Genomic DNA, 16,647 nt, shown 5'->3' on the forward strand with positions numbered 1-16,647 from the left:
CACAGAGATTAGAGGGGGACATACATGATTGTATCATTTGGATTTGTTTCGACCGCGTTGAATTTATATGAAGCTTCACCAGCCAAAACGATGACCTTTGCGACGTATCAAAAGCGTGAAAAAGAGGAAAGAGAAGCACAGCTCCTTTCCATCACAAAAAACAACCTGCAGCGCACGTTGCGGGTTCTTCATTATTGTGTCGCACACGAACTTCCCCTTTATCGTATGTCATCATCCATTGTCCCATTAGCCACACATCCGGAAGCGGGTTGGGATTTTTTGAAGGATACCGTTGATGAACGGAAAGAAATTGAACACCTCGTAAAAAAATACAACTTACGAACGAGCATGCATCCTAATCAGTTCACACTATTTACGAGTCCGCGCAAAGAAGTAACGTTAAACGCCGTAAAAGACATGCAATATCATTATGACCTTCTAAAAGGAATGGGGATTGAAGACCGAAGCTATATCAACATTCATGTTGGCGGTGCTTACGGAGATAAAGAATCTGCGTTGAAGCGATTTTATGAAAATATTACATTGCTGCCGGCTGATGTTAAAAAACGCATTACACTCGAGAACGATGATAAGACATTTACAACGGAAGAAACTTTGGCAGTATGCGAAAAAGAAAATATTCCGCTCATGTTTGATTATCATCATTACAAAGCAAACCCTGGAGAGACGCCATTAGAAGAATTATTGCCGCGATTTGTTGAAACATGGAAAAATACGGGCAGACCGCCAAAAGTACACCTTTCCTCACCTAAAGACGAAAAAGCGTACAGAAGTCATCACGATTATGTGAGCCCTGATTATGTTCTGCCGTTTTTTAAAATGATTTCTGATTTCACAGACGAGCTGGACGTTATGATCGAAGCGAAACAAAAAGACCGCGCAGCACTGAAACTCATCGAAGAGCTTTCAGGCGTACGCGGTTTTAAGAGATTAAATGGCGGTACGATTTTGATGTGAGGCTGTTTTTGCATACTTAGTTGCTCTAGTAAGTGGTGATTTCCGTTACAGGATGCTCGCTTTCCGCGGGGCAGGCGGTGAGCCACATTCGTACGTTTTACTTTTAAGTGTCTCACCTGCCCGCCTGTCCCGCAGGAGTCTCGCACCTTACACTCCAATCAACTTTTCAATGATGAGAAAGAGCTATACGAGCCAAAAGCAACAATCTTTTAGAAAAGAGCATGTTAATATACTCCCTTAGCTCTAAAGTGGGGATCAACCAATCCTCTCTTTGGTTACGAAAACAGCTTTATTTTAAAATATTTGCCGCGATCCAAAGGTAAAACTGATAGCCTAAATAAATACCGATAATTCCCATAATACCCGGAAGAGCTGGAGGAGCTGGAATCGGCAGTTTAAACAAGGCGAATACAAAACCGACGACTGCACCTGTAATTAAAGATAAAAGAATAATTTTCAAAAGAAATAGCCCCCATAACTCATTAAATTAGCAATCTTACATTATTAATATGGCACGGGCGGATAAGTTTATCCCTATTACCTCTTTGTTTCCTGTGATAGCTTGTAGTATTTCTTAAGTAAACGGATCTGTCCGCAATGTGCGATTTCATCTTCAAATACATGAAACCACTTAAAGTAATTATTGCTGGGCAGCTCCTCCCACCAAGGTGTTGTCTCATATAGCCACGAATCTGGAAGCTCCTGAAAAAGGCTTAACGTTTTTTCGCGCGTCTTTTTCAAATCTTCTATGTAAAAATCAGCTGTGTTTCCTGAGATGACTGTGGCAGCTTCCCCCAAACTTATTGCAGGTTCAAGTGTGTCTGCATATCGGTCGATCTCTTCTTCAGAGAGATGTGCGCCTTCAATACTTAAAAATTGATAGATCTTCTCGACCGCATTGAAATGAGCTAACAGCATCCCGATGGAGTTGCCTATTCCATTGATTCTGTAGTCCAGAGCTTCAGTGGATAAATCCTGAACGTGTCTTATTGTCATTTCTCTCGCATAGTTCATCATACTGATTAAAATGGAAAAGTCTTTCGAATAACCTTCGATCTCATCGATGATATATCGGTTTTTGTCAGATAGCTGCATAAAAAACCCCTCCTTTACTCTCTACTACTGAATTCAAGATAGTGGAGGGTTTTCCTTTTTCAGTTTTGTATGTGTTTCTCATATTTCGCATACTTTGTTGCTTTTGTAAGTAGTTGATTTTCTTTCCAGGTCTCGCACCCTCCCCTTCAATCAACTTCACAATGAAGGACTTCAAAAAAACCTCTCTGTAGCGACAATCTTATAGAAAGGCTGTTTTCGTATTCATTGTTGCTTTTGAAAGTAGTTGATTTCCGTTACAGGTTGCTCGCTTTCCACGGGGCAGGCGATGAGCCACATTCGTACGTTTCACTCTTAAGTGTCTCACCTGCCAGCCTGTCCCGTAGGAGTCTCGCTACCTTCCACTCCAATCAACTAGCAAAGAAGACTTTAAAAATGAGTTATGAAGCAACAATCTTTTAGAAAAAGTGCCTTAGAAAAGAGCCTCAAATAAAGAAAAAAACCTGCCAAATGACAGGTTTATCATCACTTTGTTTTGTTGATTCAGAAGCAAGAAGGTCTAGGAAGTAAAGTTTCGAGGAGCGGATAGTATTTTATATACTTGAGTACCGCAGAAACAATGCACCTGCGATTACTCGGTGCAACTCGTAGTTTTCGTGCAAGCTTTGCTCGTCACTGACGACGAGATTCGCAGCTTATCAATCAACAAATATTACATACGCTCAGGTGCTTCTACTCCAACAAGTTTCAACGCATTTTGAATCGTAATTTGTGTGGCTTTCATCAACGCGAAACGCGCTTCTGATTTTGTTTTGTTTTCTGGATCAAGTACACGCTCTGCGTTGTAGAAGCTGTGAAGTGCAGATGCGAGCTCGAATACATAGTTTGTTACACGGTGTGTAAGAAGCTTTTCTGCCGCCTCGTTAATCACCGCAGGGAATTCACCGATTTTCTTCAGCAATTCGAACTCTTTTTCAGAGTCGATCTGTGATAGATCAAGATTTCCCGTATAAGAAAGACCCATTTCCTCACCTTGGCGAAGCATGCTGCAAACGCGGGCATGCGCGTATTGTACGTAGAATACTGGGTTTTCGTTCGATTTCGAAACCGCTAAGTCCATATCGAAATCAAGATGTGTATCATTGGAACGCATCGCAAAGAAATAACGAGTTGCATCGATTCCTACTTCTTCCATCAGTTCACGCAACGTTACAGCTTTACCTGTACGTTTACTCATACGAACTTTTTCACCGTTTTGGAATAGTGAAACAAGTTGAATGATCATGACATCCAGCTGTTCTTTTTCATAGCCTAGTGCTTGAATAGCTGCTTTCATACGCGGAATATAACCGTGATGATCCGCTCCCCAAATATTGATCAGCTTGTCGAATCCGCGGTCAAACTTATCATTATGATACGCAATGTCAGGAGTTAAGTAAGTGAAAGAGCCGTCATTTTTGATGAGAACCCGGTTTTTATCATCACCATAGTCAGTCGTGCGGAACCATGTTGCTCCTTCTTCTTCATACACTACGCCTTTTGCTTTTAATTTTTCTAAAGCAGCATCGATTTTACCGTTTTGGTAAAGAGAAGTTTCAGAGAACCACACGTCAAAAGGAACACGGAATTCCGCTAGATCGTTCTTGATCTTTTCCAGTTCACGTTTCAAACCGTACTCACGGAAAAAGCTGATACGTTCGCTCTCTTCTTTTTCTAATAAAGAATCTCCGTACTCTGCAGCCAGGTCTTTTCCGAACTGAATAATATCCGCTCCGTGGTAGCCGTCTTCCGGCATTTCTTTATCTTGGCCAAGTGCTTGAAGGTAACGTGCTTCAATAGAGAAAGCCATGTTGTTGATCTGGTTTCCTGCATCGTTAATATAAAACTCACGGGATACTTCATAGCCTGCAAAATCTAAAATGTTGCAGATTGAGTCACCTACCGCTGCACCGCGGGCATGACCTAAATGAAGCGTTCCTGTTGGGTTCGCGGAAACGAACTCGACTTGGATCTTTTTATTGTTGCCATGCTCTGTACGGCCATAGTCTTTGTCCGCCTTAATAACCGTTGGAACCAGGTCTGTTAAATAAGCATTGTCCATATAAAAGTTAATAAAACCAGGGCCAGCGATCTCAACTTTTGCAATAGAGGCTTTGGATTTATCAAAGTTCGCAACCAATTCCTCTGCAATCGTACGAGGTGCTTTTTTTGCGATACGTGCAAGCTGCATCGCCATGTTCGTTGCATAATCACCGTGAGCTTTCTCTTTTGGTACTTCAAGAACAACTTCTGGAAGCTCTTCTTTTTTAGCAAGTTCTGCTTTTACTGCTGCATTTTCGATTTCGTCTTTTAAAAGCTGCTTGACCTGGTCAAGAATATTCATTTATTCTGCCTCCTGAAAATTTATTTTTATCCGATGTTTCCCTGTATGTTCACCTTGAAGAACCAGTTCATACGCAAGGTTCAGTTCCCCTGTCTGTTTTTGCTGGTTCCAGCGGAAATTCATTTGATGTGTGGTCGTTTCCATCCAAAGCTGGCCATATGGGCTGTCATACATCCCTTTAGTTGTCTGGCCAATCAAATATTTCTGTTTCATAGATACACTGCCTGAGCGGATGATCAGAATACCAGCGTGCGTGATTTTAATCACGTTGTTAACCATTCCTGCACCTTCGATCTCTTCTTTATACTGCAGGTATGTGACGTCGCCTTTTTTATAAAGTTTCCCGTCTGTCTTTGTGTGATGCTTTTCTTTCTCGCCGCTAAAATGGACTTCTGAGCTTATGGAAAGCGCAACAGACAATTCTGTATCTTGATCCATGCAAACAACACTTCCTTTTTTGTGTATAACCTTGTCTATAACCTATCCATTATAAAAGATTTAACCCGCATGCTTCAACCTTCTGAGGCTTTTTTGAAAAAACTCTTTAAATTATTGCCTTTAAACGAATGCTTTTACGATAAGATGAGTGCTTTTTTTTGGATTAGGGCCAAATTAAGCGTATGATAACAACGTGAAGATGAATTTAGATTTGAGGAGGATGAAGATGAATAACGAACGAATTTTACTTGTGAGCAGACCAAAAGGAACACCAGCGATGAGTGATTTCCGATACGAAGAAGCTGCAGTCCCAGAGCTTAAAGGTGATCAAGTACTCGTAAAAACAATCTATTTATCTGTTGACCCTTATATGAGAGGGCGCATGAATGACACAAAATCATACGTACCTCCCTTTGAATTAAACGAAGTCATTTCCGGCGGTATTGTTGGACAAGTCGTACAGTCTCTTTCAAGTGACTTAGCTGAAGGGGATTTTGTTATAGGCAACCTTCCTTGGCAAAAATATAATGTTGTAAACGATATTTCAGTACGAAAACTCGATTCAAATATCGCGCCGCTTTCGGCTAATCTTGGCGTCCTTGGCATGACAGGCTTAACGGCTTATTTCGGATTATTGGATATCGGGAAACCTCAAGAAGGTGAAACGGTAGTTGTGAGCGGTGCTGCAGGTGCAGTTGGCACGATTGTCGGTCAAATCGCTAAAATAAAAGGTGCCCGTGTTGTTGGAATCGCAGGTTCTGAAGAAAAAACGGCTTATTTAAAAAATGAATTAGGCTTTGATGAAGTGATTAACTATAAAACAGACAATGTTTTTGAGGCCTTGAAGGCTGCATGTCCTGGTGGCGTAGACGTTTATTTTGATAATGTCGGCGGGGAAATCTCTGACGCTGTCCTTCGCCTCCTTAATCATGGCGCTCGTATTCCAGTCTGCGGACAAATTGCTCTTTATAATCTTGAAAAAATGGACGTTGGTCCACGCATCCAAAGTCAGTTGTTAATTAACTCTGCTTTGATGAAAGGATTTATCGTGAGTGATTATGCGGCTCATTTTGAAGAAGGCGCGATGGAGCTCGCAAAATGGCTCATGGAAGGCAAGCTTTCATACAAAGAAAACATCGTTGAAGGTTTTGAGAACACAATTGATGCATTCCTCGGACTATTTAAAGGCGAGAATACAGGCAAGCAGCTAGTGAAAGTGGCTGAACCTGAGAATGTTTAAGATTGATTTTTAGTCAGGATTAACAAAAAAAGACTATGCAGGCGCTCAAGTGAGCAGCCTGCATAGTCTTTTTTCTTTATATTTCAAAAAGGGAAATAATCTTGATTAATACCAAGCACAAAAAGGAAAGCAGGCTTGAATATGCTGTGAAACCAAGTAAAATCACTTAGGCAGATCGGTAATAACAGGAAGGGAAATAAATTGTTTGGGGTCAGACCCCTACGTTAGTGGAAGGATCATCCTTACCGTCGTTCCTTCTCCCTCGACACTATCAAACTCAAGGTTTCCTCTATGCTCTTTCATAATCTTTGTGCTGACCATTAGACCAAGCCCAGTACCTTTTTCTTTCGTTGTGTAAAAAGGTTCTCCGATTCTTTTGAGACATTCAGCTGGAATTCCGCAGCCCTCGTCTTTTATTGAAAGCTGAATTTTGTTATCCTGTACTTCACCTTTAATATGAATAGTGCCTCCATCTTCCATGGCATCCATCGCATTTTTTACGAGGTTGATCAGCACTTGTTTCAGTTCATTTTCTTCTACTTTTATTAAAGGCAGTTCTTCACTTAAATCCGTTTCGATTTTAATATTTTGTACCACGGCCTCTGGCTGAAGAAGCGTTTCTACAAAAAGAAGAAGGTCATTTATTGATGTTTCTTTAAACAATTTAGCCTGTGGTTTTGCAAGCAATAGCAGCTGACTCATGATTTGATCGATTCGGTTTAATTCTTTATCCATGATCTTGTAAAATTGTGAAGCATCGAGGTGCTCGTTTTCTTGTATGAACTGGATAAATCCTTTAAGTGATGTTAAAGGATTACGGATTTCATGCGCAACAGAGGCAGCGAGCTGGCCGACGATCGAAAGTTTATCCGATTGTCTAAGAATCTCTTCTGATTTTTTCCGCTCCGTTATATCCCGGGTTACCCCAATGATCTCAGTTACTTGCCCCTCTTCATCAGTAATACTATTACAGGAAGTTTCGAGCCATACGTAATGTCCTTCTTTATGCTTCAGCCTGAACTGAACAATACAAGATGATGGCCCTGACATTAGTTGTTCATGACCTTTTAAAGAAGCTTCTTTATCATCTGGATGCAAAATACCATAACCCGTTTTTCCTATCATTTCTTCTGGATCTCTGCCTAAAAGAGCTATGCAAGCAGGCGAAACATACGTGTACGTTCCATCAGGCTTATGTGTTGTGATCATATCCATAGAATGTTCGGCTAACAGTCTGTATCTCGCTTCACTTTCTTCCAGGAGGACCCTCGATTCAATTTTTTCAGTTACTTCCCTGCCAAATACGAGTAGGTTTTTCCGTGTACCGTCCGGATTAAAGACCGGAATTTTATACACATCAAAAAAACGAAGCCCTCCGTCTTTTGCCGGAACATATTCATCACAGCGAACGATTTCTTTCGTTTGCCAAACTTGTTCATCTGTTTCGATACAATACTCAAAAACTTCACGATAGAACGGCCGGATCACCGCTAAGTCCGCATCTGTCTTACCTGTAAATGAATATCCTTTCAAATCAAACAGTTCGCCTACAAAGTCGTTCGCAAACACAAAACGCCCATCCCCGTCCTTTATTCCTATAAAGTCGGGTACGAGGTTCATTATTGTTTTTAACAAGGGCTCTTGTGTGGAAGGAATAATCGCAGGTTGCTGCTGGAATACAAAATAATGATACATTTCCTCATAAACAGGTAAGGCTCCCCTTTTTATTTCTACGGGCATTACGCCATTATTCGTGATCAGTGTACCTTCATTTCTTTCATGATGAAGCATTAAAAGGTCCGTAACCGAACGTCCTGCTTGAACATGTTCAAAACCGTACAATAACTTAAATTTTTCATTCACAGCTGTAATTTTGTTATCTGAATCTGCAAGAATGACAGCATCTGATAAATGATTAATGAAATCATAAACAAATTGCATTTCTTTTGTATCCGCTCCCAAGGTCGATTTCCCTCCTTTTTCTTTTTATTCTCATAATTTTACTATAGCAAAAAAGTCGCAATGGGATAACATAATTCGACAATAACCGATAAACACTTTACACATTTTATACATTTCGGTCTATTTTATCTGAACTTTCCATTGCTTTCTTTTGAAGCATTCGATATATTTATTGTTTGTAGGAGGTCTGACCTCTCTATCATGCATAAAACTACTTAACCTATTTAGTGAGGGATTTATATATGGGTGCTATTGGATTATTATTCTCAGGCGCAGCGTTATTTTTAAACAGTTTAATGCTGCTCGGAAAAGCGGAAGAAAAAAGTGTAGCGTTTTTTAATATATTGGTCGGAGCCCTTCAAGTGGTTACGCCGGTTTATCTCATTATGATTTCAGATCAATCAAACTGGTCTATGTTTAACAATGGGGCTGTTTTTTTATTTGGATTTACGTATCTTTATTTAGGAGCAACGATTCTAAAAGGATTCGATTCTAGCGGACTCGGCTGGTATTCATTATGGGTGGCCATGATGGCGCTCGTTTATGCAGCTGTTTATTACATTCAGGAAAATGATGTTTTGAACACGTTTATCTGGGTCATGTGGGCATTTTTATGGTTCCTATTCTATCTATCATCCGCTCTTAAAAAGCCGTATGAAGCATATATTGGAAAAGTCGCTTTTGTACAATCTTGGGTAACCTTAACGCTGCCATCCCTATTCATGCTGCTTGATCTTTGGCAGATTGAAAAACTTCAGCAGATTTGGATCTATGTATGTGCGGCATCTTGTTTTTATTTTGCCGTAACAGCCGTGTTGTTTTTCAGAACACAGCAAAAAGAAGAAGTGCTTCAGGAAGAAATCGCATAATAAAAGGACCGATCTCCATGCAGATCGGTTTTTTTGTGTTTTGAGGAGTTTTAAATTCAAATATGCAAATTAAGTGGTGATATAAGATGAAAATCGATATATTCGTCATTCAACAAAAAAATCCCGGACACAGCTGATAAACTGCGTCCGGGATTTTAATCAATCAACCGAAATTATTTCACCCAGCCAAGCAAAATTTCACGAAGGAACTTGCTCGCTGCGATTGGTGTTTGTTCGGATGAGTCGTAAATGGGAGCAACTTCAACTAAATCCGCTCCAATGATGTTAATGTCCGCTTGTGCGATCGATTGAATCGCTTCAAGAAGCTCTTTCGATGTGATACCGCCTGCTTCAGCCGTTCCTGTTCCAGGTGCTGCAGAAGGATCAAGTACATCAATATCGATCGTAACGTAAACATTATGGCCTTTTAATGTTGGAAGCACTTTTTTCAATGGTTCAGCCACATCAAACTTGAACATGTGCATGCCGCTTGTTTTTGCGAATTCAAACTCTTCTCGCATACCAGAACGGATACCGAATGAATATACATTTTCTGCTCCGATCAGGTCACACACTTTACGGATCGGTGTTGAGTGAGAAAGCACTTCTCCTTCATATTGCTCACGAAGGTCAGCATGTGCATCAATATGAATAACCACATAATCATCATATTTTTGCTTTAACGCTTTAAATACCGGCCAAGTTACAAGATGCTCTCCACCCATGCCAAGAGGGAACTTGTTGTCGTTCAATAATGTTGAAACGTACTCTTCGATCATATCTAGAGAACGCTGCGGGTTACCAAACGGCAATGGAATATCCCCTGCATCAAAATAGTTTACTTCTTCAAGATGCTTGTCCATGTAAGGGCTGTACTCTTCCAGGCCAAGAGAAGCTTCACGAATTCTAGCAGGTCCAAAACGGCTCCCCGGACGGAATGATACAGTCCAGTCCATTGGCATACCGTAAATAACAGCGTCCGCACTTTTATAATCAGGCTTACTTAAAATAAATACATTTCCAGAATAAGCTTCATCAAAACGCATATTCAAACACTCCTTTATAGGTAAAAAATTAAAATGCGGGGAGCTTCAAACAAAGCCCCCCTCACTAATTATTTCAATAGGTCACTTACAAACTTCGGCAGTGCAAATGCTGCTGTGTGAAGCTGTGGTGTCCAATATTTTGTTTCGATATCATGGAAACGCTCAGCAGGTACTTCTAATGGATCGTGTTTCTTTGATCCGATCGTAAACGTCCAAAGTCCGCTTGGGTATGTTGGAATGTTCGCTGTGTAAAGACGCGTGATTGGGAAGATCTCGCTAACATCACTGAAAACTTGAGAAATCAACTCAGGTGTGAACCATGGGTTGTCCGTTTGAGCAACAAAGATTCCGTCTTCTTTTAACGCCTTAGAGATTCCTTCATAAAATCCTTTTTCAAAAAGCTTAGCTGCCGGTCCAACAGGCTCTGTTGAGTCAACCATGATAACATCATACTCGTTTTGGCTTGTTGCGATGTGCATGAAGCCGTCGTCTACTTTTACATCAACGCGCGGGTTCTCTAATTCACCTGCGATTTCAGGCAAGTACTTTTTAGAGTACTCGATTACTTTTCCGTCGATTTCAACAAGTACTGCTTTTTCAACCGATGGGTGCTTCAGAACTTCACGGATAACTCCGCCGTCTCCACCGCCAACGACTAATACGTTTTTCGGGTTTGGATGTGTGAAAAGAGGTACGTGTGCTACCATCTCATGGTATACAAACTCGTCTTTTTGCGTTGTCATAACCATGCCATCCAGGATCAGCATGTTTCCGAATTCTTCTGTTTCTACCATATCCAGCTTTTGAAATTCTGTTTGCTCAGATACATACGTTTTGTTGATTTTCATTGTAATTCCAAAATTCTTCGTTTGTTTTTCAGTAAACCAAATACTCATATTGGTCTCACTCCTAATCTATATTTGAAATGCCAGGCATCGTTGTTTCAACTTTTTACAAACAAAATGATTATAGCATTCTCACCCTTAGATTCCAATTTAATTTTTGTAAAAGATGTCTTTATAATGTTCGGTGCCTTTGAAGGCGGTTAATTTCCGTTGCAGTGACTCGCTTTCCGCGGGGTGTGCGGTGAGCTCCCTTATCGCTTTGCAATAGAGTGATCTCACCTGCCCACTCATCCCGCAGGAGTCTCGCCACTTCCACTCCAATCAACTTTTCAAAGAAGCAATTCATAAAATCTTTTAGTAAGAACCTTACAGAAACTCCACAATGCATGTACAAGCTCCACAATAACGGTACCCTTTTGCGTCGATCAATATTCTTTATCTTTAAAATTAGGCATTTTACCCTGTTTCTTTAGTCAGGCTTATAAGGCTTCCAAAAAGTGCTATAATGATAGTAGCGCCAGAAGGACAGCGGCCGGCGCATTCCCTTTTTAAAACTGGAGCTGGACATCTCGCGGATATCCGCAGCTTTACAGTTAAGGGGGGGTGATGCCTCTGACGATTTTTGAGGCGTTGATGTTTGCGGTCGCTTTTAGCTCGCTTATCGTTACTGTCCTTACGTCTAAAAATAAATAGGCCTCTGTCATACTCGTAAAGGCGCCCTAAGTCTCTTCAGGCTTTGCGGTTAGCTTTTCCGGCTCGTGTGTTTTCTGGCGCAAAAATGCCCGTGTTTTTATGCACGGGCGTTTTCTTTTATTCTCCATAATTCTATTTTCGTTGCAAAAAATTATAGTCTCTCAACATTCAAAAAACAGCCGGCGGTACCCCGCTTCCGGCTGCTTTTCCACTCAATAATTGGAACTTACTTTAATGATCCATTCTATGACCGTGTCCCAATCTTCTATATGAATTTCATGTCCCGTTCCTTCAAGTTTTACGAATTCGGCATGCGGAATAGCTTTGGCAAGCGCCTGGCCATGCTCTATTGAAAGGGCAGGATCTTCTGTTCCGTGAATGATGACTGCCGGCACGCTGATTTCACCCATACGGTCCAGGTATTCTTCACCGCCGCCCAAGAATATATAGTTGAAACGGCTTTGAATTTGTCTGGAGCGATTGTACTCTTTTTCAGCAAGCTGGTACATTCTTTTCTTTTCAAAAGGCTTAGAACCTGATAGCGTTTCCCATCCGCCGGCCAGGTAAGCGATAGACGATGCTGAATCTGACCAATCGATCGCAGCACTTTTTGCATGATAAGCTAAGATCCTTTGATCCATCTGCGGCAGTTCAGCCTGTGCTTTTCCAAATACACTTGATGCGATAATCGTTAGGCTATGAATACGTTCAGGATACTTAACCGCTATAATTTGTCCTAACATCCCGCCAAGTGACATGCCTGCGATATGAGCTTTCTCAATCGAATAGGCGTCCAGAACTCCAATTGCATCATCTGCTAAATCCGTGATTGTATAGTTGGATGTACCTGGTTCATAAACTGTAGACATCCCCAAATCACGATGGTCATAACGAATTACGAATCTCCCTTGTTCAGCAAGGCGTTTACAAAATTTTTCATCCCACCAATCCAGTGAGGACATTGCTCCCATTATGAGCAGTACAGCTGGATCTTTAGAGTCTCCGAAGCTTTCAGTATAAATTTCTACTTTATTTGATATTAATAGTTGTTGTTTCATCTGTTAATCCTCCGTGATTTTATTTTCATATCGCTTTTTTACAGCGCAGAACAAATCATCTCTCAACGGAGTTTATTGGCCTGCACTTAGAATTATCGATGTTTGATCCACTTGATAATCATTTGCGTGGCCTCCTTCTTTATATTGTGCTGAGGGATTACTCACACAAAATAAATTTTAACATATTTTTCTAAATCCAAGCCTGACTATTTCCAAATTCATACAAATTGACTAGAAAAAAAGGACTTTATCCAAGTCCTTTTCAGCTTATGTTTCTCTATTTTTCTACTAAACACGTGCCAAAAGCTGTTTCGTCCGGTCTTTCGCTTCTGCCATTACTTTTTCTTCATCGATCATCGTCAGTTCACGGCCGCGCATTACCATTTTCCCATCAATGATGACCGTGTCCACATCTTGTCCTGTTGCTGAATAGACGAGCAGATTAGCAGGTTCATGACTCGGGGTTAAGTGAAGCTTATTCATGTCCATCAAGATGATATCTGCTTTTTTCCCTATCGTTAACGAGCCGACATCTTCCCCGATTCCTAAAATATCCGCTCCGTTTTGGGTTGCCATTGTCAGTACATCATGTGCACTTAAACTAGCAGCATCCTCATACTTCAGCTTCTGGAACCAGCTTGCGGCTTTCATCTCGAAAAATAGATCAAGAGAGCTTGCACTCGCAGGCCCGTCCGTTCCGAGACCTACTTTTACGCCAGCCTCTATTAGTCTTTTAACATCGCTGATCCCGCAGCCTAACTTCGCGTTGCTCACTGGGTTATGAATGATTCCGCCCTGTACTTTTTCTAACGTTTTAAAGTCTTCATCATTAAAATGAACCCCATGGGCCAGCAGTACCGGACGCTCAAAAACTCCAGCACTCTTCAAATACTCGACAGGCCGCATCTTATATTTTTCTAAAATCATGCGCTCTTCGTCTTTCGTTTCAGCGAGATGAATGTGCATCGGAACATTTTTCGCTTCAGAAAGCTTCACCGCTGCTTTTAAAAATTCAGGCGGACACATATACGGTGAATGCGGCGCAATCATCGTCGTAATCCTTCCGTTACCTTTTCCGTGCCAGCGATCCACTACATCTGACGCTTCTTTCAAACGTCCTTCATAATCGTCATCCATCGCGATCAACCCTCGTGCAATTACTGCGCGAATCCCTGTGGTTACAGCCGCTTCCCCTATTGTATCCATCCCGATGTACATATCCGCGTAAGACGTCGTACCGCTTTTGATCATTTCAGCCATTGAGATCATAGCACCTGAGTAGCGGTCCTCATCATTCATCTTCATTTCTACCGGAAGCATTTTTTTGTTCAGCCATGTCATTAGGGGAACGTCATCACTATAACAACGCAACAGTGACATTGGCGTATGCTGATGCCCGTTCACGAGGCCGGGTAACGCCAGCATCCCTTTGCCATCCACCGTCTCTTCCGGTTCATCATGAGAAAAATCTCCAATGTTCTCGATTCGATTTTCACGAACCAAAATATCGCCAGACTTCACTTGCCACTTACCGTTTTCACCGATCGTCATATATTGAATGTTTTGTATAAGCATTACCGTACCTCCTGTCTACCTGCCATTATAGCATTTCATTCCTTGCTTACGTTTAAGAGCCGCACTTTTTCACCATACTATCTAATAAAAAAACGGCTAATAAAAAGCGTTCGGATGATAAGGAGGGTCGGAAGGTGAAGTTTTGGAAGATCTTAAAGGAAGCGACGAAAGAACAAAAAATACGCTGGATCAAAAAATGGGGAGCCATCACCTTTGGAAGTTTTGTTTTAGGATTCATAGGATTGTTACTGCTTGCTAAACTCATGGGTCCGCCAGAGCTGCTCGTTCCGCAGACAACGACCCTTTACGCAGCAGACGGCTCGAAAATCGGTGAGATCAATAACAAAGCACAAAACCGGTATTGGGTTCCACTGAAAAAAATAGATAAAGACGTGATAGATGCAACGATTTCCATTGAGGATAAAAGCTTCCGCAAGCACCATGGGTTTGATCCAAAAAGGATCGCAGGCGCTCTATTAGCGGATGTTAAAGCTGGCGCTAAGGTACAAGGTGCAAGTACGATTTCTCAGCAATATGCGCGGAATCTTTTTTTAACACACGAAAAAACGTGGCGAAGAAAGTTGCAAGAAGCTTTTTACACGATGCGTCTGGAGATGAGCTATTCGAAGGATGAGATTTTAGAAGGCTATTTAAATACGATCTACTACGGCCACGGCTCTTATGGCATTCAGTCCGCTGCCCGCTATTATTATGGCAAAAACGCCGATGACCTGACACTTGGAGAAGCAACCATGCTCGCAGGCATCCCGAAAGGCCCGAGCTACTACTCTCCTATCTACAACGAGGATCATGCAAAAAAGCGACAAGATATCATCCTCACTTCTATGGTAGATGATGGACTGATTAAAAAAGAAACGGCCCTACAAGCTGAAAAGGAAAAATTACATTATGTAAGAGAAGAGAAGGAGAAAGTCACTGCAATCGCTCCTTATTTTCAGGATGCGGTTATGCGCACTTTGAAAAGCGAGCTCAACATCAACGCCAATTCCCTTCAATTCGGCGGATTGAACATTTATACAACGCTCGATCCTAACATGCAGGCAGTTGCCGAACACACGATTGAGAACCGAATTATCGATAATGAAAAAATTCAAACCGCACTTGTTGCCATGGATCCGCGTACTGGAAACGTAAAAGCACTTGTAGGAGGAAGAGATTTTGAAAAAAGTTCGTTCAACCGCGCTATCCAAGCAAAACGGGCACCAGGTTCAACATTCAAGCCCTTCCTATATTACACAGCACTCGAACACGGCTACACACCATCGACACCCATCAAGTCAGAACCAACAACGTTCGCAATGGCAGACGGGGTAACAGAATACAAACCGAAAAACTTTAAAAACCGCTACGCCAACGATTTTATCACGATGGCCCAGGCTTTAGCACTATCCGACAACATCTATGCGGTAAAAACAAATCTTTATCTCGGTCCTGAAAAGCTCGTCAAAACCGCAAAGAAATTCGGCATTAAAAGCCCGCTCGCAAGCATCCCTTCCCTTGCACTCGGTTCAAAAAGCGTAGGGGTGATGGAGCTGACGAACGCATATGGTGTTTTCGCCAATGGCGGCAAGAAAGTAGATCCCGTATTTATCACAAAAATCACAGACTCTAAAGGAAAAGTACTTTATAAAAAAGAGTACAAAAGCGACCAAGTTATCGATGAAAACAAAGCCTTTGTGATGACCGACCTCATGACCGGTACATTCGATGAGAAACTAAATGACTATACGAGCGTTACCGGGTCGAGCATCAATCAGTACTTAACACGGCCGATGGCTGGAAAATCCGGATCAACCCCGACCGACAGCTGGATGGTCGGTTACACTCCGCAGCTCGTAACAGGCGTTTGGGTGGGGTACGACGAAGGCAAAGAGTTGCATGATATTAATGACACTGGCTACTCCAAGCGAATCTGGGCGTATTTTATGGAAGGAGCATTAAAAAATAAACCGATTCTGTCCTTCCATCAGCCAAAAGGAGTCGTTGCTGTCACAATCGACCCGACAGACGGCAAGCTGGCAACCGACAGCTGTCCGGTTACACGCATCTCCTATTATGAAAAAGGAACCGAACCCGTCGATTATTGTGACGAACATGGCGTTTCAAAGAAAGTGAAAGAAAAATTGAAGAAAACCGAAGAGAAAAAAGGGTTTTTTAACCGGATTTTCTCTTGGTAAGCCAAAAACCCCCTGCCAGATGCTGATTTGCAGGGGGTTTATCATGTATAAGTTTCGATAAATTCAACATTATTTTCGATAAATCCAAATTATTTTCGATAAATTACACTTTAACTTCGATAATGCCACACTTTTGGTACATATAACCACGCGTCCGCATCAATCGACAACCGCCAAACTTCAAATTTAAAAGACAAAATAAAATGCCCGGAAGCTCACTGCGTAGCCCCGGGCACTTTATTGTCCTAGCACATTGTGTGTACAATGCTAACCTTAGTTTAATGGAAGTGCTTTCTTGTCACAAGTTTT

The 16,647-nt window shown here is 41.6% G+C and carries 13 protein-coding genes; 4 read left to right on the forward strand and 9 right to left on the reverse strand.

The genetic code is table 11. The features are described 5' to 3' along the window. Positions 1-24: 24 nt before the first annotated feature. Entirely contained in the window at positions 25-978 is a 954-nt protein-coding gene (uvsE, locus tag J2X07_RS14140; RefSeq protein WP_310259938.1) for a UV DNA damage repair endonuclease UvsE, read from the forward strand. 289 nt (positions 979-1,267) lie between these two features. On the opposite strand, the gene J2X07_RS14145 is transcribed toward uvsE, so the two are convergent. The 4 genes from J2X07_RS14145 to J2X07_RS14160 all read right to left on the reverse strand — a co-directional run bounded on the left by J2X07_RS14145 (position 1,268) and on the right by J2X07_RS14160 (position 4,852). Continuing rightward, the gene (locus J2X07_RS14145) at positions 1,268-1,438 is read right to left on the reverse strand and encodes a XapX domain-containing protein (RefSeq protein WP_310259940.1); all 171 of its coding nucleotides are present in this window, start codon (positions 1,436-1,438) and stop codon (positions 1,268-1,270) included. Positions 1,439-1,515: 77 nt separating this feature from the next. Next, entirely contained in the window at positions 1,516-2,073 is a 558-nt protein-coding gene (locus J2X07_RS14150; RefSeq protein ID WP_310259942.1) for a DinB family protein, read from the reverse strand. 670 nt (positions 2,074-2,743) lie between these two features. Further along, on the reverse strand, positions 2,744-4,414 hold the full coding sequence (argS, locus tag J2X07_RS14155) for an arginine--tRNA ligase (RefSeq protein WP_310259947.1): 1,671 nt from the start codon (positions 4,412-4,414) through the stop codon (positions 2,744-2,746). Then, entirely contained in the window at positions 4,415-4,852 is a 438-nt protein-coding gene (locus tag J2X07_RS14160) for a DUF1934 domain-containing protein (RefSeq protein WP_310259950.1), read from the reverse strand. It lies immediately after the preceding gene. A gap of 220 nt (positions 4,853-5,072) precedes the next feature. On the opposite strand from J2X07_RS14160, the gene J2X07_RS14165 reads away from it, so the two are divergent. Next, positions 5,073-6,092 carry an NADP-dependent oxidoreductase gene (locus J2X07_RS14165; RefSeq protein WP_310259952.1) on the forward strand — a complete coding sequence of 340 codons (1,020 nt, stop codon included), beginning with the start codon at positions 5,073-5,075 and terminating at the stop codon, positions 6,090-6,092. 219 nt (positions 6,093-6,311) lie between these two features. On the opposite strand, the gene J2X07_RS14170 is transcribed toward J2X07_RS14165, so the two are convergent. Beyond that, the gene (locus tag J2X07_RS14170; protein WP_310259955.1) at positions 6,312-8,054 is read right to left on the reverse strand and encodes a PAS domain S-box protein; all 1,743 of its coding nucleotides are present in this window, start codon (positions 8,052-8,054) and stop codon (positions 6,312-6,314) included. A gap of 242 nt (positions 8,055-8,296) precedes the next feature. Here J2X07_RS14170 and J2X07_RS14175 point away from each other — a divergent pair, with 242 nt between their 5' ends. Further along, on the forward strand, positions 8,297-8,923 hold the full coding sequence (locus tag J2X07_RS14175; RefSeq protein ID WP_310259958.1) for an AmiS/UreI family transporter: 627 nt from the start codon (positions 8,297-8,299) through the stop codon (positions 8,921-8,923). 173 nt (positions 8,924-9,096) lie between these two features. Here the strand turns inward: J2X07_RS14175 and speB are convergent, their stop codons facing one another. From speB to J2X07_RS14195, 4 genes are all read right to left on the reverse strand, one after another. After that, complete coding sequence (speB, locus tag J2X07_RS14180) at positions 9,097-9,969, reverse strand: agmatinase (protein WP_310259961.1); 873 nt, start codon at positions 9,967-9,969, stop codon at positions 9,097-9,099. Positions 9,970-10,037: 68 nt separating this feature from the next. Then, positions 10,038-10,865 carry a polyamine aminopropyltransferase gene (gene speE, locus J2X07_RS14185; protein ID WP_310259964.1) on the reverse strand — a complete coding sequence of 276 codons (828 nt, stop codon included), beginning with the start codon at positions 10,863-10,865 and terminating at the stop codon, positions 10,038-10,040. A gap of 854 nt (positions 10,866-11,719) precedes the next feature. Further along, on the reverse strand, positions 11,720-12,565 hold the full coding sequence (locus J2X07_RS14190; RefSeq protein ID WP_310259967.1) for an alpha/beta fold hydrolase: 846 nt from the start codon (positions 12,563-12,565) through the stop codon (positions 11,720-11,722). A gap of 288 nt (positions 12,566-12,853) precedes the next feature. Continuing rightward, positions 12,854-14,140: an amidohydrolase gene (locus tag J2X07_RS14195; protein WP_310259969.1), complete on the reverse strand. Its 1,287-nt coding sequence runs from the start codon at positions 14,138-14,140 to the stop codon at positions 12,854-12,856. A 134-nt stretch (positions 14,141-14,274) separates the two neighbouring features. On the opposite strand from J2X07_RS14195, the gene J2X07_RS14200 reads away from it, so the two are divergent. Beyond that, positions 14,275-16,338 carry a transglycosylase domain-containing protein gene (locus J2X07_RS14200; RefSeq protein WP_310259972.1) on the forward strand — a complete coding sequence of 688 codons (2,064 nt, stop codon included), beginning with the start codon at positions 14,275-14,277 and terminating at the stop codon, positions 16,336-16,338. The last annotated feature ends 309 nt before the right edge of the window (positions 16,339-16,647 follow it).

This window comes from Fictibacillus barbaricus, from assembly GCF_031457135.1.
GTDB classification, from domain to species: Bacteria; Bacillota; Bacilli; order Bacillales; family Fictibacillaceae; genus Fictibacillus; species Fictibacillus barbaricus_A.

Coding starts and splice junctions, on each gene's coding strand:
- argS (WP_310259947.1), bottom strand. CDS start 4,414: ATGAATATTCTTGACCAGGTCAAGCAGCTTTTAAAAGACGAAATCGAA.
- speB (WP_310259961.1), bottom strand. CDS start 9,969: ATGCGTTTTGATGAAGCTTATTCTGGAAATGTATTTATTTTAAGTAAG.
- speE (WP_310259964.1), bottom strand. CDS start 10,865: ATGAGTATTTGGTTTACTGAAAAACAAACGAAGAATTTTGGAATTACA.
- uvsE (WP_310259938.1), top strand. CDS start 25: ATGATTGTATCATTTGGATTTGTTTCGACCGCGTTGAATTTATATGAA.
- J2X07_RS14195 (WP_310259969.1), bottom strand. CDS start 14,140: ATGCTTATACAAAACATTCAATATATGACGATCGGTGAAAACGGTAAG.
- J2X07_RS14160 (WP_310259950.1), bottom strand. CDS start 4,852: ATGGATCAAGATACAGAATTGTCTGTTGCGCTTTCCATAAGCTCAGAA.
- J2X07_RS14165 (WP_310259952.1), top strand. CDS start 5,073: ATGAAGATGAATAACGAACGAATTTTACTTGTGAGCAGACCAAAAGGA.
- J2X07_RS14175 (WP_310259958.1), top strand. CDS start 8,297: ATGGGTGCTATTGGATTATTATTCTCAGGCGCAGCGTTATTTTTAAAC.
- J2X07_RS14190 (WP_310259967.1), bottom strand. CDS start 12,565: ATGAAACAACAACTATTAATATCAAATAAAGTAGAAATTTATACTGAA.
- J2X07_RS14150 (WP_310259942.1), bottom strand. CDS start 2,073: ATGCAGCTATCTGACAAAAACCGATATATCATCGATGAGATCGAAGGT.